Raw genomic sequence first — 20,997 nt, forward strand, 5'->3', positions numbered from 1 at the left:
ATATTTTTTACTCGGATCCTCTGTATGAAACATACAATAGTTAATTGCTATTCTAGCATAAATCAAGAGATAAGTATAGAAAACGGTCACTGTAAAATGAAAAAAACGTACGAAGAGAAAATATTTTTCAGAAAAATTTCTTTTTAAAAAATGTAGTGTTCTATAAAGTAGTAGATTGTGCTACTATTGAAAGTAATGGCAAGATAGAATATTTAAAGGAGATGATAAAGTGAAGTTAATGTGGCATTACACCATGCGCTACAAAAAATATTTGGTGTTGAATTTTATTTGTGTGTTCGGTTTTATTCTGATCGAACTAGGTCTACCAACTATTTTAGCACGCATGATCGATGTTGGAATCCTCAACGATGATTTTGACTATGTGAAACAACAAGGACTATTGATGATCGTGATCACTGTGATCGGGATCATAATGAATATATTTTTAGGTTATTTTGGGTCAAGGATCACGACGAATATCGTTGCAGACATTCGTGATGATCTGTTCAAACATATCCAAACGTATTCACATCAAGAATATGAAACACTAGGCGTATCATCATTGATCACTCGTACGACCAATGATGCGTATCAAATCATGTTGTTTCTACAAAATATTTTAAGAATCGGTTTTATGGCACCGATGATGTTTGTTGTTAGTTTGTATATGGTTATGCGAACAAGTCCATCTCTTGGTTTATACGTGATTGGTGCATTGCCATTCTTATTATTAGCTGTTGTTGGGATTGCTAAATTTTCTGAACCTTTATCAAAAATCCAACAAAAGAATTTAGACAGAATCAATAGTATCTTACGTGAAAACCTATCAGGTCTACGCGTTATCCGCGCGTTTGTAAATGAAAAATTCGAAGAAAAAAGATTTGAAAAAGTCAACGAAAACTATGCTTCAAGTTCTAAAAGTCTCTTTCGCTTAATGGCAGTTGCCCAACCTGGCTTTTTCTTTTTATTCAATATCGTGATGATTTTGATTATTTGGAGTGGTACGCTACAAATTGCAGATGGACAGTTGCAAGTAGGGAATCTAATTGCTTTTATTGAATATATTTTCCACGCGTTGTTTTCATTTATGTTGTTTGCGAGTGTGTTTATGATGTATCCACGAGCAGCAGTCTCTGCTAGTCGTATCCAAGAAGCTTTAAATGCTACTCCTGCTATTGTTGAAGATCCAAATGGCATATCGGAAACAAAAACGAAAGGCTACATTGAATTTAAAAATGTGACCTTCGCGTACCCTGGACACTCGCAAGAACCAGTGATCCGTAACGTCAGCTTTACTGCTTCACCTGGTGAAACAGTGGCATTTATTGGTAGTACAGGTAGTGGGAAGTCTACATTGATCCAATTGATTCCACGTTTTTATGATGTTACGCATGGTGAGATCCTAATTGACGGTGTAGATGTGCGTAAGTACAAGTTGAGTAAACTAAGACAAAAAATCGGGTTTATTCCACAGAAAGCACTATTGTTTACTGGGACGATCGCTGAAAACTTGAGATACGGAAAAGAAGATGCAACGCAAGAGGAAATGGAACGTGCGGCTGATATTGCGCAGGCGACTGATTTTATTTCTAAAAAAGCGGACGGTTATGATGAACATCTTTCTGAAGGGGGCGCAAACTTCTCAGGTGGGCAGAAACAAAGGTTAGCCATTGCTCGGGCAATCATCCGCCGACCAGAAATCTATATTTTCGATGATAGTTTTTCAGCACTTGATTATCAAACGGATGCAAAACTTCGTGCAAGATTGAAAAAAGAAACAACTGAATCAACCGTATTGATTGTTGCCCAACGTGTGGGTACGATCATGCACGCCGATAAGATCATCGTATTAAATGAAGGAGAAGTAGTAGGTATGGGCACACATCGTGAACTACTAGAAAATTGTCCGATTTATTACGACATTGCCGCTTCTCAATTATCGAAGGAGGAACTAGCATGAAAAAAACCTTCGCTTCTTTTAAACGTTTAGCTCGCTATATCCGTCCTTATCGTTTGACGTTTACCTTAGTACTGCTATTTACAGTGTTAACGGTGGCTTTCAATGCGGCATTGCCTTATGTCGTCGGGCTTCCAACAACAGAAATCAGCAAAAATCTAGTGAATAATGAGGCAATCAATTTTTCTTATATCATCAACTGTTTGATTTGGATCGCGGTGGTGGGTACAGGTTATTGTATCTCTCAATTACTTTCTGGTGTATTGATGACAAATGTTGTTCAAAGCGCCATGAAAGACTTGCGTAGAGATATTGAAGAAAAAATCAATCGTTTGCCGGTTTCTTATTTCGATAAAAATCAACAAGGGAATATTTTATCTCGTGTGACGAATGACGTAGATGCAGTTAGTGGCGCCTTGCAACAAGCCTTTATCGGTATTGTCAATGCTATTTTGGGCATCACGATGGCAGCAGCGATGATGTTTTATATCCAACCGGTCATGGCGTTGATTTCAATGATCATGATTCCGGCGTCAATTTGGATATCTAAACGAGTGATCAATGCTTCTCAAAAATATTTCCAAGAAATGCAAAATTCTTTAGGTGAATTAAATGGCTATGTTCAGGAAAACATGACTGGATTCAGTGTGTTAAAAGTATACGGTCGTGAGAAAGAAACATTTGAAGGATTTCATAAGGTCAACCATAGCTTGAAACATTTTGGGTTTCGAGCAGCCTTTATTTCTGGATTGATGATGCCGTTAGTACAATTAACTGCCTACGCTACGTATATCGGTATGGCAGTTTTGGGAAGCTTTTATGTAATTTCTGGAGTCATTGTGGTTGGGCAATTACAAGCCTTTATCCAATATATTTGGCAAATCAGCCAACCAATGGGTAATGTGACGCAATTATCTTCCGTATTGCAAAGTGCATCCGCAGCCACGAAACGGGTATTTGAGATTTTAGATGAACCTGAGGAAAAAGAAAACAAGACCGATGTTCCTTTGCCAGAAACGATCCATGGAAATGTTTCGTTTGAACATGTCGATTTTGCTTATGATCCGAAGAAACCTTTGATCCAAGACTTGAACTTTGAGGTGAAAGCTGGACAAATGGTGGCAGTTGTCGGACCGACGGGCGCTGGGAAAACAACATTGATCAACTTATTGATGCGTTTTTATGATGTGACGCATGGCGCGATCAAAATTGATGGTATTGATACGAAAGCGATGAGCCGAAGTGATGTTCGTTCCATGTTTGGGATGGTACTGCAAGATGCTTGGTTGTACGAAGGAACGATTGCCGACAACATTCGTTTTGGTAAATTAGATGCAACGGATTATGAGATCGTTGATGCAGCGAAAACAGCGAATGTCGATCATTTTATCCGAACGATGCCTGATGGTTATGAAATGGAGATCAATTCAGAAGGAGATAATGTCTCGTTGGGACAAAAACAATTGCTGACGATTGCTCGTGCGGTTGTTTCCGATCCGAAGATATTGATTCTGGATGAGGCGACTAGTTCCGTTGATACGAGACTTGAAGCGTTGATCCAAAAAGCAATGGATAAAGTGATGGAAGGACGAACGAGTTTTGTGATCGCTCACCGTCTATCAACGATCCGTGAAGCCGATCTGATCTTAGTGATGGATCAAGGTCAAATCATTGAAAAAGGAACACATGAAAGTTTATTAGCAAAAGGCGGTTTCTATGAGAAACTTTATAACAGCCAATTTGCTGAAGCAGCGGAATAATGAAAAGCGGGTTTCTAGGGGCGAACAGCCTTCTAGGACCTTTTTTCTTCAATAAATGAAAAGAGGGAAAAAGATGGCAAGGTTTATAGCAGATAATGCAACGGTTATCGGTGATGTAGAATTAGGAGAAGATGTCACAGTTTGGTACCAAGCAGTGGTTCGTGGCGACAGCAATTGGATCAAGATCGGTAAAGGAACCAATATACAAGACGGAACAGTCATACACGTTGATCATGATGCCCCAGTAGAAATTGCTGAAAATGTCACAGTCGGACACCAATGTATGCTGCATGGTTGTAAAATCGAAAAGGGTGCGTTGATCGGTATGGGAGCAACTGTTTTGAACCATGCAGTCATCGGTGAGAATAGTTTGATCGGAGCAGGCTCACTTGTGACAGAAGGAAAAATCATCCCACCGAATGTTTTAGCTTTTGGTCGACCAGCCAAGGTAATCCGTCCGTTAACAGAAGAAGAAATCCAAAAAAATAAACAGAATATCACGCATTATATCGAAATGGGACAAAAACATGCAGATGGATTCTTCAAAGAATGGCAACAATCGTTTTAACACATGTTTTTACAGCAAAAAAAGAAGGTCTGTCATCCAAGGATGAAGGCCTTCTTTTTTGATCTTGATAGGTTGATTAGCTTAATGAAGCACTGTTTTCCATGACTTCATCGATCAAGCCATATGCTTTGGCTTGTTCAGCAGTCATATAGTTGTCACGATCTGTGTCTTTTTCAATCACTTCGATTGGTTGACCAGTACGTTCCGCTAAGATTTTATTCAAACGTTCGCGGGTTTGTAAGATATGACGTGCAGCGATCTCGATTTCTGTTGCTTGTCCTTGTGCGCCACCAAGTGGTTGGTGGATCATGATTTCAGCATTTGGTAAAGCAAATCGTTTTCCTTTTGTTCCGGCAGTCAATAAGAAACTTCCCATTGAAGCAGCCATCCCCATAACGATTGTTTGGACATCTGCTTTGACAAAATTCATTGTGTCATAGATGGCCATTCCAGCAGTCACAGAACCACCAGGTGAGTTGATATAGATGTAAATGTCTTTTTCAGAATCTTGTGCATCTAGAAATAGCAATTGTGCGATGATTGAGTTTGCTAGATCATCTGTTACTTGTCCACTCAACATGATGATGCGGTCTTTCAATAAACGTGAGTAAATATCGTAGGCTCTTTCCCCACGTGAGGATTGTTCAATAACTGTAGGAATTAAATTCATAATAAGGTTCCTCCTTGATTTGTTTAGAAATAGTGTAACATAAATTGATTTTGATTACCTACAAAGTAGTATACATTTTTGGTCAATAAAGGTCAAATGAAAAAACTTTCCGAGAGCTAGTCTCATAAAGTGAGTTTATGTTATGATAAAAAAGAAATCAATAAGAAGGAGGAACCGTAATTGGTAATTGCTATCACAGGTTTTATCGGTGTATTAGTAGGAGCGATCTTAGTCTACTTAGGGATGGCGATCCAAATGCGTCATCTTGAGAATAAAGAGCAACGTAGACGCGAATTGGAACTGAAAGTCAAAGAAATCGAAACACTGAATCAATTAAATAAAAAAATCAATGAGATTCTCCAAAAGCGTGCGAGCTTGTTGGAAGAATATGTCAGCTTTGATGCTTTTGACGATTGTTATATCACAATCGATGACTTTGCGTATTTGCAATCATTTTCTGCACAAAATAATTTTTATTTACCAAATTATATTTTAGATGAATTATTCCAAAATATCGCTCATCGTAAAGTGATTCTTTCACCGGATGAAACGATGAAGATCGGCGGCTATGCTTACAAAGGTGGGCGTGTCATTTTGGAAAATTTCACAGATAATTTGACCGCAATGATCAATGAGAAAAAATCCCAGTTGAAAAATACAACGAGACAACCAATCGGCTTTTTCTCAAAAGATGATGTGTGGAGCTAAACAAAACATATTGTTTACTCAAGGATAAGAGAAACTAAACATTTTGATAAAGTAAAAGTTTGGGCACTTACAACGAGTCCAAGCTTTTTCTTTTTTGTTCCTGTGGTAAAATAGGGATGATCGGAGTGAGGACTATGGTACAGATTTATGCACATCGAGGAAGTAAAGGAACCCATCCGGAAAATACATTGCCCGCCTTTTCTGAAGCAGTAAGAGTGGGGGCGGATGGGATCGAGCTAGATGTCCATCTTAGTAAGGACGGTCAACTGATTGTTATCCATGATGAAACCGTTGATCGAACAACCAATGGCAAAGGCCTTGTTCGAGAAAAGACTCTCGAAGAGCTGAAAAAATTGAATGCAGGCAGTTGGTTTAGTAAAGATTTCCCAGCAGCGAAAATCCCTGCGCTAAAAGAAGTACTCTCGCTACTTCTCCAAAAAAATTATCGAGGAACATTGATGATCGAAATCAAAACGGACAAGTATGAGTATGAAGGGATCGAAGCACAAGTATCTGAACTTATGACAAAAAATGAGTGGCCGTTTCGTCATGCTTATTGTAGTTTCAACCTTCGTTCCTTAGAACGTTTATCCGTCATCGAACCAGACGCACAACTGGATCTTTTAATGAGTGATTCAATGAAAAAATTAGATCTAGCTAAGACCTTACCTTTTATTGAAGGTCTTCACCCTAAAGCAACTTGGGCATTTGCGCATCCTCAGGAAATACAGGAGTTTCCTAAGCGTATTCGTCTTTGGACAGTCAATACGACAGAAGAGCTTGAAAGAGGATTAAAGGAACCTGTGGATGCACTCATCACAGACTTTCCTGAACGTGCTTGGTATGTTAAACAATTAATGAAAAAGTAGGAGCCATATGGAAAAAGTATTAGTGATCGTAGGACCCACAGCAGTTGGTAAAACAGCGTTAAGTGTGACACTTGCCCAAAAATTCAACGGCGAGATCATCAGTGGAGATTCCTTACAAATTTATAAACATCTGGATATCGGTACGGCAAAAATCAAGCCAACTGAAATGATGGGGATTCCTCATCATTTGATTGATGTGATCGAGCCAGACCAGCAGTATTCGGCAGCGGATTTTCAACAGGCAGGTCGCAAGTTGATCAAGGAAATCACCGAAAGAGGACATTTGCCGATCATCGTTGGTGGCACCGGTTTATATATTCAATCGTTATTGTACGATTTTCAATTAGGAGCAAATGAAGAAACGGATGCTACTGTTCGAGAGAAATATGAAAAAATGGCTGAAGAACTAGGAAAAGAAAAACTTTGGGCTTATTTGAATGAACGCGATCCGCTTGCAGCGGGGAAAATCCATTGGAATAATCAGCGAAAAGTGATTCGCGCATTAGAAGTATTTGAGACAACAGGCTATAGTATCATGGCACCGAAAGATAGACCTGAGTGCTTGTATGATTATTATATGGTCGGTCTGGATACGGAGCGTGAGTTCCTTTATAGTAGAATCAACCAACGAGTGGATCAAATGCTCACAGAGGGATTGATTGCAGAAGCAAGAAAGGTCTATGAATTAGGGGCGGTTCAAGCCAGTCAAGGGATCGGCTATAAAGAATTCTTTCCTTATTTTGAAGAAAACATCACTCTAGATGAGGCAGTCGAACAAATCAAATTGAACTCTCGGCGCTATGCCAAACGACAACTGACTTGGTTTCGTAATCGTTTGACGGCGAATTGGTTTGATCTATTAAAAGAACCGACAGATCTTGCAAACATCGAAAGTGCCATCGAAGGTTGGTTAAAAGAGGCTAACAACAGTTAACTAGTATCTATAAAAATCTATAAATATATAGTCTTTATTATCGATATGTAGGATGCTCATATTGGGGTGAAAACGATGACTATGTATTCAATAGGAGAATTAGGAAAACAAAGAGGCGTAACACCACAAACCTTAAGAAACTAGGATAAAAAAGGTGGATTGACACCTGCTCATGTTTTGCAAGGTGGTACTCGTTATTATTCTGAAGAACAACGAAATCAATTTTAGGAATCGCTGAAAGAAAGCAACCTAAGCGAAGAACTATTGGCTATTGTAGAGGCAGTTCAAACAAAAAGATGACTTAGAACGTCAGATTGAGAATGTAAAAACTTACATGATTGCATGAGGATATCCCAAGTGTTAAATCAGTTGATAGATCGAATGACCAACGGAGAAATAGCGAAGAAAATGATTTAGGAGTTGATGGAAGATGATACGGGCCAGGAAAATAAGGCTACGCCCGACGAAAGAGCAAGAAAAACAATTGTGGCAATCAAGCGGAACAGCTCGCTGGATATTTAACTGGACACTAAAGATGCAAGAAATGAACCATCGATTTGGCGGGAAATTTATCGCCAACAATCATTTACGAAAGCATATTACTAAAATCAAAAAACGTCCTAAGTATGGTTGGCTGAACGATGTTTCCAACAACATTGCGAAACAGGCAGTAAAAGATGCTTGCGATGCCTACAAAAAATGGTTTGGTGGTAGGACAGGCAAAAGTCGTTTAAAGGCTGAAAAGCCAAGGTTGAAGTCAAGGAAGAAGACGAAACCAGCTTTTTACAATGACAACTTCAAGCTGAAAGTGAAAGCAAAATCAGTTTTACTTGAAAAAATTGGTTGGGTGAAAACCAGCGAACAACTCCCAAGGAATACAAAGTATTTTAATCCACGAATTAGTTTTGATGGCAAGTACTGGTATCTTTCAGTGGGGATTGAAAAAGAGAAGTTAGAACAGAACTTAACAGGTGAGATACTGGGAATTGACCTGGGTATCAAAGACTTAGCGACTGTTTCCAATGGAAGAGTCTACCAAAATATTAATAAAACAAAAAAAGTGAAAAAAATTGAGAAACGACTACGTCGGTTACAGCGTACAGTTTCTCGAAAATACGAGATGAATAAGGAGGGAAACCGATTTGTCAAAACGTGTAACATCTATAAATTAGAAAAGGAAATTCGGTATACACATCGAAAACTAGCAAATATTCGTCAGAACTACATCCATCAAACAACGACAGAGATCGTGAAAACCAAACCATCAAAAATCGTTATCGAAACATTGAATGTAAGAGGAATGATGAAGAATAAGCATCTAGCGAAATCAGTTGCACAACAAAAATTCTATGAGTTCAAACGCCAACTTCAATATAAATGTGAAGGGTATGGAATTGAATTAGTAGAAGCAGATCGATTCTATCCAAGCTCCAAACTATGCCATGAATGTGGGCATAAGAAAGTAGACTTGAAATTGTCTGACCGCACCTATCATTGTGAAGAATGCGGATATACAGCGGATAGAGATTATCATGCAAGTTTAAATTTAGCTAGTTATATTGCTTGATCTACGAGCTTCTACTGAAACGAAAAACATAGAGTAGGTAGGATTCGTTGTATCCGAATTGACGCCTGTGGAGTGTTAGAACAAACGAGAGTAGCGAGGAAGTGGCAAAATCGGACACGTAGAAACAGGAAATAAACATCAATCTGACAACTTTGATAGTTGGTTAGAAATATTTATAGATTTTTGGCAACGGTGAGCGCGTGAAAGAAGCAAAAGAAAAAGTAATCATTGTTGGTGTAGAAACGGAAGAAAATCAGCGATATTTTGCTGAATCAATGAAAGAATTGGAACAATTGATCGATACAGCAGCTGGTGAAGTCGTATATAGACTCACGCAAAAGCGCCCTCAAGTAGATCGGCAAACGCTGATCGGTAAAGGAAAGCTTCAAGAATTGACCCAATTAGCAGATGCTTACGAGGCAGATCTTGTCATATTCAACCACGAATTGACTCCGCGTCAAAGTCAGCTGATTACCGATGCGGTAGGGGCGCCGGTCATTGATCGAGTCCAATTGATCTTGGATATCTTTGCGATGCGTGCGCGATCTAAAGAAGGGAAACTGCAAGTCGAATTGGCGCAATTGCAATACCTACTACCTCGTCTCGCTGGACAAGGTGAGTCGCTTTCTCGTCTTGGTGGTGGGATCGGTACAAGGGGACCAGGAGAAACGAAACTGGAAACGGATCGTCGGCATATCCGCAACAAGATCTTAGGCGTAAAAAGAGAGCTAAAAGCAGTGGAGGCCCATCGAGAACGTAATCGGCAAAAAAGACAAAGTAGCGAAGTGTTTCAAATTGGTTTGATCGGTTACACAAATGCGGGTAAATCAACAATCCTTAATTTATTGACGCAAGCTGAATCATATGCGAAAGATCAACTATTTGCCACCCTTGATCCGCTGACGAAAAAATGGCGTTTTGCGGAAGGATTCGAATTGACTGTAACGGATACCGTTGGTTTTATCCAAGATCTGCCCACCCAGTTGATTGATGCGTTCCATTCAACCCTTGAAGAAAGTCAAGGGATGGATCTCTTGCTTCATGTTGTCGATGCAAGTTCTTCTGATCGAATCTTGCAAGAACAAACAGTTTTAAAGTTGATGGACGAGTTAGATATGAAAGAAATGCCTGTATTGACTGTCTATAATAAATCAGACCAGATCGACACAGCAGGATTTACACCGACTTTATTTCCGAATGTCTTGATTTCTGCTCAGACACAAGAGGGGAAAGAACGCTTGATCGAGGCCATCAAACGGCAATTGATGGAGTTGATGCTTCCTTATACGAAAATTGTGCCGAGTGATCAAGGACAAACATTAAGTGAGTTGAGACGGCAGACACTTGTATTAGATGAACACTTCATTGAAGAACAAAATAGCTATGAAGTACGTGGGTTTGCGAATAAAAATTCAAAATGGCTAAAAAAAGATGAGTTATTTTAAAAATGAAATAATAAGAAAAAACGAGCTTGATCGACTTCATATAGAAGTGGATCAAGTTTTTTTATAAAAAAAACTGCTCCCTATGTAAGAAAACCTAACATGAGAGGTTGACAGTCTTTTTTGTGATTGGTATACTTTATTCAATTGATAGGACGAAAGGAGACGTCAGATGGGAGAAAAGGAATTACGTCGTTCAATGTCAGTATTTCCAATTGGTACAGTTATGAAACTAACAGACTTGACTGCTCGACAAATCAGGTATTATGAAGAACAGGAATTTGTTCATCCCGAGCGAAGTGAAGGAAATCGACGCATGTATTCATTGAATGATATCGATATTCTATTAGAAATCAAGGATTATCTTTCAGAAGGATTGAATATGGCTGGAATCAAACGGGTCTATGAAATGGCACAGGCGAAAAAACAAGAAGAAAAAAGTAAAAAACCGCTGACCGATCACGACGTTCGTCAAATTTTCCGTGATGAGATATTAGCTCAAGGCGGGTTAGCCAAAACAGGACATTATCAGTCACAAGGCTTGCAACAACGTCAATACTTTGACTGAATGAAATAAAAAAAAGAAAGAGGGATACCATGGTAAAGAAACAAATCACAGGCGAAGAAATTAAACGAATCATTGAGGATGAGAACGTACGCTTTTTACGTTTGATGTTTACAGATATATTAGGAACAATCAAAAATGTTGAAGTTCCAGTGAGTCAAATCGACAAAGTACTTGAGAATAAAATGATGTTTGATGGTTCTTCGATTGAAGGATTTGTCAGAATCGAAGAAAGTGATATGTACTTGTATCCTGATCTTTCTACTTGGATGATTTTCCCATGGGAAAGCGACCACGGCAAAGTGGCGCGCCTGATTTGTGACATTTATAATCCAGATGGTACTCCATTTGCTGGTGACCCTCGTGGCAATCTGAAACGTTCATTAAACGATATGAAAAAACTTGGCTTTACCTCATTTAATTTAGGGCCTGAACCAGAATTCTTCTTGTTCAAATTAGATGAAGATGGTGGCATCACTACGACGTTGAATGACAAAGGTGGTTACTTCGATTTTGCACCAACGGATCTAGGCGAAAATTGCCGTCGAGATATCGTATTGGAATTAGAAAGCTTAGGCTTTGAAGTGGAGGCTTCTCACCATGAAGTGGCTCCTGGACAACACGAGATCGACTTCAAATATGCGGATGTCGTTGATGCTTGTGACAATATCCAAACGTTTAAATTAGTCGTGAAAACCATCGCTCGTAAACATGGCTTGCATGCGACTTTCATGCCAAAACCATTATTCGGGATCAACGGTTCTGGAATGCACTGCAATATGTCTTTATTCAATGAAGATGGAAATGCCTTTTACGATAAAGACGGAGATCTAGAATTAAGTCAAACTGCGTATCATTTCTTAGGTGGCTTACTGAAACATGCGCGCGCGTATACGGCGGTCTGCAATCCGACGGTCAACTCTTATAAACGTTTAGTTCCAGGCTACGAAGCACCTGTTTACGTGGCATGGAGTGGACGTAATCGTTCGCCATTGGTACGTGTACCGGAATCTCGTGGTTTATCCACTCGTTTAGAATTACGTTCTGTCGATCCAGCAGCGAACCCATACCTAGCAATGGCTGTTTTATTACAAGCAGGTTTAGATGGTATCCGTAATGAATTGACACCCCCACCGGCTGTTGATCGTAACATCTACGTGATGAACGAAGAAGAACGTGAAGAAGCGCAAATCCAAGATCTTCCATCAACGATCCACAATGCCATCAAAGAATTGCGCAAAGACAAAGTGATGATCGATGCGTTAGGCAATCATATCTTTGCAAACTTTGTGGAAGCCAAACGTCTGGAATGGGCAGCCTTTAGACAAACCGTTTCTGAATGGGAAAGAGAACAATATTTAGAGCTTTACTAATAAAATCCCGTTAAATCAAAGAAAAGTATAGAAGAGGTCGTGACAGAAGTGTTCAGCCTCGAGAAATAAGGCGCCATCCACGAAAATTGTTCTTCAAATTTTTGTGGATGGCGCCTTATTTCCAAAGAGGTTACTTCTGTTTCTGCCGTTTATTCGGTTTTAGGTGGTACAAGAGGATTAATGTCTCAGACGCTTTTTTTCTTCATCACTGGAGTGTGAATTTTTGGCCTTGTGGCTCGTTTGTAGTGGATCCTGAGAAAACTTTCCCATTACCTGCTTTGATAGAGTATGGAAAGGAGTAAAAAAGGTGACATCCAAATAAAATTTTCCTATAAAGCGATTATTTGATCGTTTATGAGATTTTTTGTTCCAACTATTTCGATATATATAGTAATATTTTTTTCACTATTTTTATTCCGTTTCATAGGACTTAATGTATTGACGTCAGTGAAAGTGCTTTTATCCATCAAGTAGGTATAAACGTAATTGAATACTTGACTTTCGTTTAGATAGCTTGTAATATACACCTTGGGCACCCTTTTAGAGGGTCAGAAGTTTACAGAAATCAACGCTCCCTATTCTTTAGAAGGATAGGGAGCCTTATTTATTTTCTTAGACTTTTCCTGCAGATAAAACAAGAAGGAGTTTTTGAACATATGACAAAATACATTTTTGTGACAGGCGGCGTGGTTTCATCGATTGGTAAAGGGATCGTAGCAGCATCTTTAGGCCGTTTGTTGAAAAATCGTGGATTGAAAGTAACGATCCAAAAATTTGATCCATACATCAACGTGGACCCAGGAACAATGAGTCCATACCAACACGGAGAAGTTTTCGTTACAGATGATGGAGCAGAAACGGATTTGGACTTAGGCCACTACGAACGTTTTATTGACATCAACTTGAACAAATACTCCAATGTGACGACAGGAAAAATTTATTCAGAAGTCTTACGTAAAGAACGTAAAGGGGAGTACTTAGGTGCAACTGTCCAAGTGATTCCGCATATTACGAATGAAATCAAAGAAAAAATCATGCGTGCAGCTAAAATGACTGACTCAGATATCATTATCACAGAGGTCGGCGGCACAGTTGGGGATATCGAATCACTGCCATTCTTAGAAGCGTTGCGTCAAATGAAAGCTGATGTTGGCTCTGACAATGTGATGTATATCCATACAACGTTGATTCCTTATTTAAAAGCGGCTGGTGAAATGAAAACTAAACCAACACAACACAGCGTAAAAGAATTACGTGGATTAGGTATCCAACCAAACATCTTAGTCGTGCGTACAGAGCAACCAGTATCTCAAGATGTCAAAAATAAATTGGCACAATTTTGTGATGTTGAACCAGAAGCAGTAATCGAATCACCAGACGTAGATACACTATATTCAATCCCGTTATTATTGCAATCACAAGGAATGGATCGGATCGTTTGTGATCATTTGAAGCTTTCAACACCAGAAGCAGATATGACCGAATGGAAAGCATTAGAAAATCGTGTCTTGAACTTGAAGAAAAAAGTTCGCATTGCTTTAGTAGGGAAATATGTTGAATTACCTGATGCGTATATCTCAGTTGTTGAAGCATTGAAACACTCAGGTTTTGCGTTTGATGCGGATATCGAATTGGATTGGGTAAAAGCCCATGAGTTAACGAGTGAAAATGTGGATGAACGATTGAAAGAGGCCGATGGGATCTTAGTACCAGGTGGGTTTGGTGATCGAGGAATCGAAGGCAAAATCGAAGCCATTCGTTATGCGCGTGAAAATGATGTCCCATTCTTAGGAATTTGTTTAGGGATGCAAATGGCTTGTGTTGAATTTGCACGTAACGTTGTAGGTCTAGAAGACGCTGCTTCAGCAGAAACGATTCCAGAAACTGCAAACAACATCATCGACTTGATGGCAGATCAAGAAAACATTGAAAATCTTGGTGGAACATTACGTTTAGGGCTTTACCCATGTAAAGTCAAAAAAGGCACGACTACTGCTACAGCTTATGATGGGGCAGAAGTGGTTCAAGAACGTCATCGTCATCGCTATGAATTCAACAATAAATACCGTCAACAATTTGAAGAACATGGCTTAGTCTTCTCAGGTGTCTCTCCAGACAATCGTTTAGTTGAGATCGTTGAGATCACAGATAAGAAATTCTTTGTTGGTTGTCAATTCCATCCAGAATTGATTTCACGTCCGAACCGTCCGCAAAAATTGATCAAAGCATTTGTTGGTGCTTCGTTAACGGAACGCGAATCAAAATAAAAAATACTAGAAATTGATCCGTCAAAATCAGCGGGTGTCAAATTATTAGAATTGTTATTAATAAATATTTTAAATGTTTATAGAGAACCTTTTACCTACGATATTTCGGTGGATTTTATTTATTTAATGAAAAAAGCGTCTTGAAAATTTTCATTTTTATTGATTTTAGTAGAAAACTAGTGAAATGTTTGGTAAAATAGGTTCGTTGGTTAAGGATCATCTTAACAAATTTAGTTTTCACAAAATTTAGGAGGAATTTATTATGCCAGTAGTATCAGGAGCTGAATTTTTACAAGCTGCTCGTAAAGGCGGTTATGCTGTCGGCGGGTTCAACACAAACAACTTAGAATGGACTCAAGCGATCTTAGAAGCAGCTGAAGCTAAAAAAGCACCAGTACTTATCCAAACTTCAATGGGTGCAGCTAAATACATGGGTGGTTACAAAGTATGTAAAGACATGATCACTAATTTAGTTGAATCAATGAACATCACTGTTCCAGTGGCAATCCATTTAGACCACGGTGACTACGATGCTGCATTAGAATGTATCGAAGTTGGCTATACTTCAGTTATGTTCGATGGTTCTCATTTACCATTCGAAGAAAACTTGAAATTAGCTAGAGACGTTGTTGAAAAAGCTCACGCTAAAGGAATCTCAGTTGAGTGTGAAGTTGGTTCAATCGGTGGAGAAGAAGATGGAATCATCGGAACAGGCGAATTAGCAGACATCGAAGAATGTAAACAAATGGTAGCAACAGGTATTGACTACTTAGCATGTGGTATTGGTAACATCCACGGTCAATATCCAGAAAACTGGAGCGGATTAGCATTTGATCACTTACAAGCAATTGCTGATGCTGTAGGTTCAGATGTACCTTTAGTATTACACGGCGGATCTGGTATTCCTCAAGATCAAATCGAAAAAGCTATCTCAATGGGTATTTCTAAAGTAAATGTGAACACTGAATTCCAATTATCATTTGCTGCAGCAACTCGTGAATATATCGAAGCTGGTAAAGACCGCGAAGGTAAAGGATTTGACCCTCGTAAATTATTAGCACCAGGTAAAGCAGCAATCGTTAAAGATGCTGAATCTCATATCGACTGGTTCGGTTCTGCTAACAAAGCATAATCGATAAAAGTTAGATCGAACGAGATAACTGATAGAAGAGAACAATGTGCCGATCCGGCGATTGTTCTCTTTTTTTATTTAAATAAAAGGAACGATACTCGTTTCTTCGTTTCATCTATGATAAAATACAAGCATATGTATAAAATTTGAGGAATAAACAAGGTGGGGAACAAATGAAAAAAATAATCATCGAAGGAAATCGTCCATTGACTGGTGAAGTAACGATCAGTGGTGCTAAAAATAGTGCAGTTGCCTTGATACCAGCAGCGATTTTAGCAGATTCTCCTGTGATCTTGGAAGGTGTACCTGACATTCAAGATGTTCATTCATTGATAGAAATTTTAGAAATCATGGGCGCAACTGTCCGTTTTGAAAACAATGTATTAGAAATCGATCCACGTGGTGTCGTTTCAGTACCGATGCCAAGTGGGAAGATCAATAGCTTGCGTGCTTCTTACTATTTTATGGGCACCTTATTAGCTAAATTTGGCGAAGCAGTTGTTGGTCTACCAGGCGGCTGTTATCTTGGTCCGCGTCCAATCGACCTTCATATCAAAGGATTTGAAGCGTTAGGAGCAAAGGTAACCAATGAACATGGTGCGATGTACCTACGAACAGAAAACAAAACGCTTCACGGAAATCGTGTGTTTATGGATGTGATTTCTGTTGGTGCAACGATCAATATCATGTTAGCAGCAGTGAAAGCAAAAGGACAGACGACGATCGAAAATGCGGCGCGTGAACCTGAAATCATTGATGTTGCGACATTATTGAACAATATGGGTGCCAAGATCCGTGGAGCAGGTACTGATGTTATCCGTATTGAAGGAGTAGAAGAACTGCATGGCTGCCGTCATTTCATGATTCCTGACCGTATCGAAGCAGGGACTTATTTGGCTGTAGCTGCTGCCGCAGGGAATGGCGTGAAAATCAAGAATGTGATCTATGAGCATCTTGAAAGTTTTATTGCTAAACTTCAAGAAATCGGTGTGAGCATGAAAATCAGTGAAGACGAGATCGAAGTCTATCCTTCAAAGAATTTAAAAGCCGCGAATGTGATGACTTATCCGTATCCAGGTTTTGCCACAGACTTACAACAACCGTTGACACCGTTATTATTGATGACAACTGGTACTGCTGAGATCGTGGATACGATCTATTCGAAGCGAGTGAATCATGTTCCTGAATTAGCACGAATGGGTGCTGATATCTCAGTAGAAGGTAATATGATCATCCTGAATGGGCCGAATAAACTCCATGGCGCTGAAGTTGTTGCTTCAGATCTACGCGCAGGGGCTTGTTTAGTGATCGCAGGATTGATGGCAGAAGGCACGACAACGATTTATAATGTCGAATATATTTTGCGTGGTTATGATCATATCATCGAGAAATTAACAGCAATCGGAGCAAGTATCAAAATGGTGGAGGAAGTGGAAGCCGAATGAGCGATTATTTGACAATGGCCGAACTGGAAAACAAAACACTAAAAGATGTTTACAGTTATGCAAAAGAATTTAAGATTCCTTATTACAGTAAGATGAACAAAAAGGAATTATCCCTAGCTGTTATTCGAGCTCAGGCTGAAAAACAAGGCTTTTACTATATGGAGGGGATTTTAGATATCGTTGGACAAGACGGCTATGGTTTTTTGCGTCCGATCAACTATGGTCCAAGTGTCGAAGATATTTATATCTCTGCCTCCCAAATTCGTCGCTTCAGTTTAAGAAACGGTGACAAAGTAGCTGGTAAAGCAAGACCGCCTAAAGAATCAGAACGATATTACGGATTGATGCACGTTGAAAGTGTCAATGGGAGAGATCCGGAAGATGCGAAAGAGCGCCCGCATTTCCCAGCATTGACGCCGCTTTATCCGGAGAAGCAACTTCGTTTAGAAACGACACCGCAACAAATTGCAACACGCATGATCGATATTTTCTCGCCGATTGGCTTTGGACAACGTGGATTGATCGTTGCACCGCCGAAAGCAGGAAAAACATCCATCTTGAAAGAAATCGCTAATGGAATCACTGAAAATCATCCAGAAGTGGAATTGATCGTCCTATTGATCGACGAAAGACCTGAAGAAGTAACCGATCTTGAGCGTAGTGTCAAAGGCGATGTGGTTTCTTCCACATTTGATCTGCAACCACAAAACCACACGCGGGTTTCTGAATTGGTTTTAGAGCGTGCCATGCGTTTAGTCGAAGACAAACGAGATGTAGTTATCTTGATGGACAGTATCACAAGATTAGCGCGCGCATATAACTTAGTTGTACCGCCAAGTGGTCGTACATTGAGTGGAGGAATCGACCCGGCGGCATTGTACAAACCGAAGAAATTCTTTGGTGCTGCTAGAAATATCGAAGAAGGCGGTAGCTTGACGATTTTGGCAACAGCATTAGTTGATACTGGTAGTCGGATGGATGATGTCATCTATGAAGAATTCAAAGGAACAGGGAACTTAGAATTACAACTATCTCGTGAATTATCAGAACGCCGTATTTTCCCTGCCATCGACATCAAAAAATCAGGTACTCGTAAAGAAGAGTTATTGATGGATAGTGATCAGCTAGAAGAAATCTGGAAACTCCGTAAGCATATGATTGGCGACTCATTAGAATATACGGAACAATTGATCCGTTTCTTGCGAAAAACTAAAAATAACCAACAATTTTTTGAAGATTTCCAAGATGTTTCTTTTGGCAAAAAAAATCCCACAAGAAATTTAAAAAGATAATTGCAAGCTTATAGGAAACATGGTAAGATGTAAATGTTGTAAATCGACAAATCAACTCTGGTTCAGCAAATGAAGCAGGGCAAAGGAGCGAATAGCATGAAAGAAAATATCCATCCAGATTACCATCCAGTCGTATTTTTGGATTCTACAACTGGTTTCAAATTCTTGTCAGGTTCAACAAAAACTTCACAAGAAACAGTTGAATGGGAAGACGGTAATACATACCCAGTCATCCGTGTCGAAGTAACTTCTGACTCACATCCATTCTACACTGGACGTCAAAAATTCACACAAGCAGACGGACGTGTGGACCGTTTCAACAAAAAATACGGTCTCAAAGACGAAAACGCTGCAGAATAATCAAACCATTGTTAAGTCAAGGTTTAACAGACTATCCTATCAGGATAGTCTGTTTTTTTGATCTTTTGTAATTCTTATGTAGAGCTCATAAAAACTGCAAAACGATTTGCTGTTTCTTCTGATTACTGGTTATGTGTTTACGAATAATCATAAATGTTAAGTTTATTCGTTTGTTATATCTAAATAATTTCTTGAGCCTTCACAAAATAATAATATGCTTCTGGACTAAATTTTTTAATCTTTCCCATTTTTTTAAAGAGTGGAACGCCAGTTAGTTCAGATAAAGGTTTAGAGGAATTGTAATGGTCAATATTAGTATGATTAGATTTTAACAGACAAGCTAAATATGCAGCTTTAGAAGCACTGACCACAGCTTCTTCTAAAATATAGTTTCTACTAATGATATGAGACTTGATTCTACGTATTCCATCTTCTAATTTTAAGAATGTTTCTTTATAGCTACTACCACGCCCTCCAATGATACATGCGGTCTTTAAGATATCGTCTAAAACATCTTCAGGATTCAAGCTACTCAATTCACGATATATAAGTTCTTGTTTAGCACATTTGTTGAATGCAGCTCTTATTTTACCTAAATCAATTGCTTGATCAAATAAACTTTCAATATCAAATAACTGCTTAATAATTTCCATTTCTTTTCCTTTATTGTAAGGAATACCAGTAGTATTTGGGGCAAATGCAGTTAACTTATCGCCTAGAATGTTTTCGATATCTGGGACGGAAACTGTTTTGTTTGGTGGTAAAGTAATAATAAAAGGACTTTTGATTGGAAGTTCTATTAAATGATTGTAGGGAGAGGGTTCAAATAAAATATCAAGTAACACATAGGATTCTGTACCATCTAATGGCGATGGATAGAAAAACTTGAAATGGGCCTTTGGAATCTCAGTTTGATAGCGTGATTGTTCTTCAAATCGGGTAAAAATAGAACAGTCAATAACTGTTTGCAACGTATTAGCAAGTTTTTCTTTGGAGATTATTTCAGTAATAACAATATCAATATCAATAGAGAATCGTTTGATTTTTTCCAGTAATAAAAGCAAACAAGTTCCACCCTTGAAAATAAACTCTAATTGAGTATCTGTAAGCTTTTCTAGTAAATATAAAGCGTGAGTTACTTTGTCCAATAAGTTATGATCTAAGTTTTGATAGTTATTTTCTACAGAGGCATACCAGTCAGTAGTAAAACTTGATTCTTGAATCATTCTTCTTCTCCTTATATAGGCAATATTTTTTTTAGTTCTTGGTGTACATTTCTCTTGTTTGCGTAACGGGTAAGTGTTGAATAATTAATATTGTACGTATCTAGAGCAGTAGAGATAATTGTCTGGATTTCTGAAGAACTGATTGGAAGAATAATCGGATTGTTTACAAGCAAATCGACAATTAATTTTTCTATTTTAGGAGTATAAAAGCTCCCATCAAACCTATTTAAAGGAGCATCAACATATAACCTATTGACAATAATATTTTCTTCTGAGGGGTTAATATAGTAGTCATACATCTTTTGATCTGGGGATACAAAAGTATTTGGAAACCGTTCCTTCAAATAATGAAAGGCAGCATTTAAGGTATCAATCTCAATCTCGATGATTAAATTATTTGTCTGATACATGTGATTGGATAAATTCCCAATCCATCCTGTAGAATATATACTGAAATTCATATACGGAAACTTAGTTTGTAAAAGGTTGGCTATGCGTAAAATTTTATCATTAGGTACTAAAGCAAATGTCTCCTTTTCATTGAGTGCATAGACACCTCTTTTGGGACTATATATGATTCCTTGTTGCTTGAGCGCATAAATTCGCCAACGTAATGTATTTAATGGTAATTCGGGAGTGAATTGCCGATAAAATACCAAGAGTTCTTGCGTGGAAACTTCTGATTTGTTTTTTAAATAATCAATTAGCTCATTTTTGTATAAATTACTAGACATAATAATTCTCCTGGGCAAATAATTGGGTTTAAACGAATTTTCAACCCGAATGTTTGTTTAATTCTACCAAATAATTGGGTGTAAATCAAATTATGACCCGAATATTTTTATTATTCTAATCTCTAATT

18 protein-coding genes are annotated in these 20,997 nt (G+C 38.6%); 15 read left to right on the forward strand and 3 right to left on the reverse strand.

The genetic code is table 11. From position 1 onward, the window contains the following. The first annotated feature begins 229 nt into the window (after window positions 1–229). From efrA to IGI79_RS03690, 3 genes are all read left to right on the forward strand, one after another. A complete protein-coding gene (gene efrA, locus IGI79_RS03680) occupies window positions 230–1,960 on the forward strand; it encodes a multidrug efflux ABC transporter subunit EfrA (RefSeq protein WP_029593997.1) in 1,731 nt (576 codons plus the stop codon). Further along, window positions 1,957–3,717, forward strand: a complete 1,761-nt coding sequence (gene efrB, locus IGI79_RS03685; protein WP_195475899.1) for a multidrug efflux ABC transporter subunit EfrB — start codon at window positions 1,957–1,959, stop codon at window positions 3,715–3,717. Before efrA ends, efrB begins: the two co-directional genes overlap by 4 nt. A 73-nt stretch (window positions 3,718–3,790) precedes the next feature. Then, complete coding sequence (locus IGI79_RS03690; protein WP_019722962.1) at window positions 3,791–4,285, forward strand: gamma carbonic anhydrase family protein; 495 nt, start codon at window positions 3,791–3,793, stop codon at window positions 4,283–4,285. A gap of 76 nt (window positions 4,286–4,361) precedes the next feature. On the opposite strand, the gene clpP is transcribed toward IGI79_RS03690, so the two are convergent. Continuing rightward, window positions 4,362–4,955: an ATP-dependent Clp endopeptidase proteolytic subunit ClpP gene (gene clpP, locus IGI79_RS03695; protein ID WP_010736070.1), complete on the reverse strand. Its 594-nt coding sequence runs from the start codon at window positions 4,953–4,955 to the stop codon at window positions 4,362–4,364. Window positions 4,956–5,198: 243 nt separating this feature from the next. Here clpP and IGI79_RS03700 point away from each other — a divergent pair, with 243 nt between their 5' ends. From IGI79_RS03700 to IGI79_RS03755, 12 genes are all read left to right on the forward strand, one after another. Continuing rightward, entirely contained in the window at window positions 5,199–5,663 is a 465-nt protein-coding gene (locus IGI79_RS03700; RefSeq protein ID WP_371740687.1) for a hypothetical protein, read from the forward strand. A 134-nt stretch (window positions 5,664–5,797) separates the two neighbouring features. Next, a complete protein-coding gene (locus IGI79_RS03705; RefSeq protein ID WP_034689101.1) occupies window positions 5,798–6,532 on the forward strand; it encodes a glycerophosphodiester phosphodiesterase in 735 nt (244 codons plus the stop codon). Window positions 6,533–6,539: 7 nt separating this feature from the next. Further along, entirely contained in the window at window positions 6,540–7,466 is a 927-nt protein-coding gene (gene miaA, locus IGI79_RS03710; protein ID WP_195475897.1) for a tRNA (adenosine(37)-N6)-dimethylallyltransferase MiaA, read from the forward strand. A gap of 430 nt (window positions 7,467–7,896) precedes the next feature. Next, window positions 7,897–9,033: an RNA-guided endonuclease InsQ/TnpB family protein gene (locus tag IGI79_RS03715; protein ID WP_065096106.1), complete on the forward strand. Its 1,137-nt coding sequence runs from the start codon at window positions 7,897–7,899 to the stop codon at window positions 9,031–9,033. A gap of 200 nt (window positions 9,034–9,233) precedes the next feature. Next, a complete protein-coding gene (gene hflX, locus IGI79_RS03720; protein WP_108145667.1) occupies window positions 9,234–10,478 on the forward strand; it encodes a GTPase HflX in 1,245 nt (414 codons plus the stop codon). 169 nt (window positions 10,479–10,647) lie between these two features. Next, window positions 10,648–11,043 carry a MerR family transcriptional regulator gene (locus IGI79_RS03725; RefSeq protein WP_010736065.1) on the forward strand — a complete coding sequence of 132 codons (396 nt, stop codon included), beginning with the start codon at window positions 10,648–10,650 and terminating at the stop codon, window positions 11,041–11,043. 29 nt (window positions 11,044–11,072) lie between these two features. After that, complete coding sequence (glnA, locus tag IGI79_RS03730; protein ID WP_010736064.1) at window positions 11,073–12,413, forward strand: type I glutamate--ammonia ligase; 1,341 nt, start codon at window positions 11,073–11,075, stop codon at window positions 12,411–12,413. A gap of 656 nt (window positions 12,414–13,069) precedes the next feature. Continuing rightward, window positions 13,070–14,680, forward strand: coding sequence for a CTP synthase (locus tag IGI79_RS03735; protein WP_010736063.1), 1,611 nt, complete (start codon window positions 13,070–13,072; stop codon window positions 14,678–14,680). Window positions 14,681–14,942: 262 nt separating this feature from the next. Continuing rightward, window positions 14,943–15,812 carry a class II fructose-bisphosphate aldolase gene (locus IGI79_RS03740; RefSeq protein ID WP_010736062.1) on the forward strand — a complete coding sequence of 290 codons (870 nt, stop codon included), beginning with the start codon at window positions 14,943–14,945 and terminating at the stop codon, window positions 15,810–15,812. A 173-nt stretch (window positions 15,813–15,985) separates the two neighbouring features. Beyond that, window positions 15,986–17,257, forward strand: coding sequence for a UDP-N-acetylglucosamine 1-carboxyvinyltransferase (locus tag IGI79_RS03745; RefSeq protein ID WP_019722643.1), 1,272 nt, complete (start codon window positions 15,986–15,988; stop codon window positions 17,255–17,257). Further along, window positions 17,254–18,549 (forward strand): transcription termination factor Rho, encoded by a 1,296-nt coding sequence (rho, locus tag IGI79_RS03750; RefSeq protein WP_438845717.1) that lies wholly within the window; start codon window positions 17,254–17,256, stop codon window positions 18,547–18,549. The genes IGI79_RS03745 and rho overlap by 4 nt, the downstream gene beginning before the upstream one ends. Window positions 18,550–18,645: 96 nt before the next feature. After that, window positions 18,646–18,909, forward strand: coding sequence for a type B 50S ribosomal protein L31 (locus IGI79_RS03755; RefSeq protein ID WP_010736059.1), 264 nt, complete (start codon window positions 18,646–18,648; stop codon window positions 18,907–18,909). Window positions 18,910–19,088: 179 nt separating this feature from the next. Here IGI79_RS03755 and IGI79_RS03760 read toward each other — a convergent pair whose 3' ends face one another. Together IGI79_RS03760 and IGI79_RS03765 are read right to left on the reverse strand one after the other, a co-directional pair. After that, window positions 19,089–20,135, reverse strand: coding sequence for a nucleotidyl transferase AbiEii/AbiGii toxin family protein (locus tag IGI79_RS03760; RefSeq protein WP_104775777.1), 1,047 nt, complete (start codon window positions 20,133–20,135; stop codon window positions 19,089–19,091). An 11-nt stretch (window positions 20,136–20,146) separates the two neighbouring features. Then, window positions 20,147–20,869, reverse strand: coding sequence for a DUF6577 family protein (locus tag IGI79_RS03765; protein WP_104775778.1), 723 nt, complete (start codon window positions 20,867–20,869; stop codon window positions 20,147–20,149). Window positions 20,870–20,997: the final 128 nt, after the last annotated feature.

Source organism: Enterococcus sp. AZ084 (assembly GCF_051714905.1).
GTDB classification, from domain to species: Bacteria; Bacillota; Bacilli; order Lactobacillales; family Enterococcaceae; genus Enterococcus_B; species Enterococcus_B pernyi.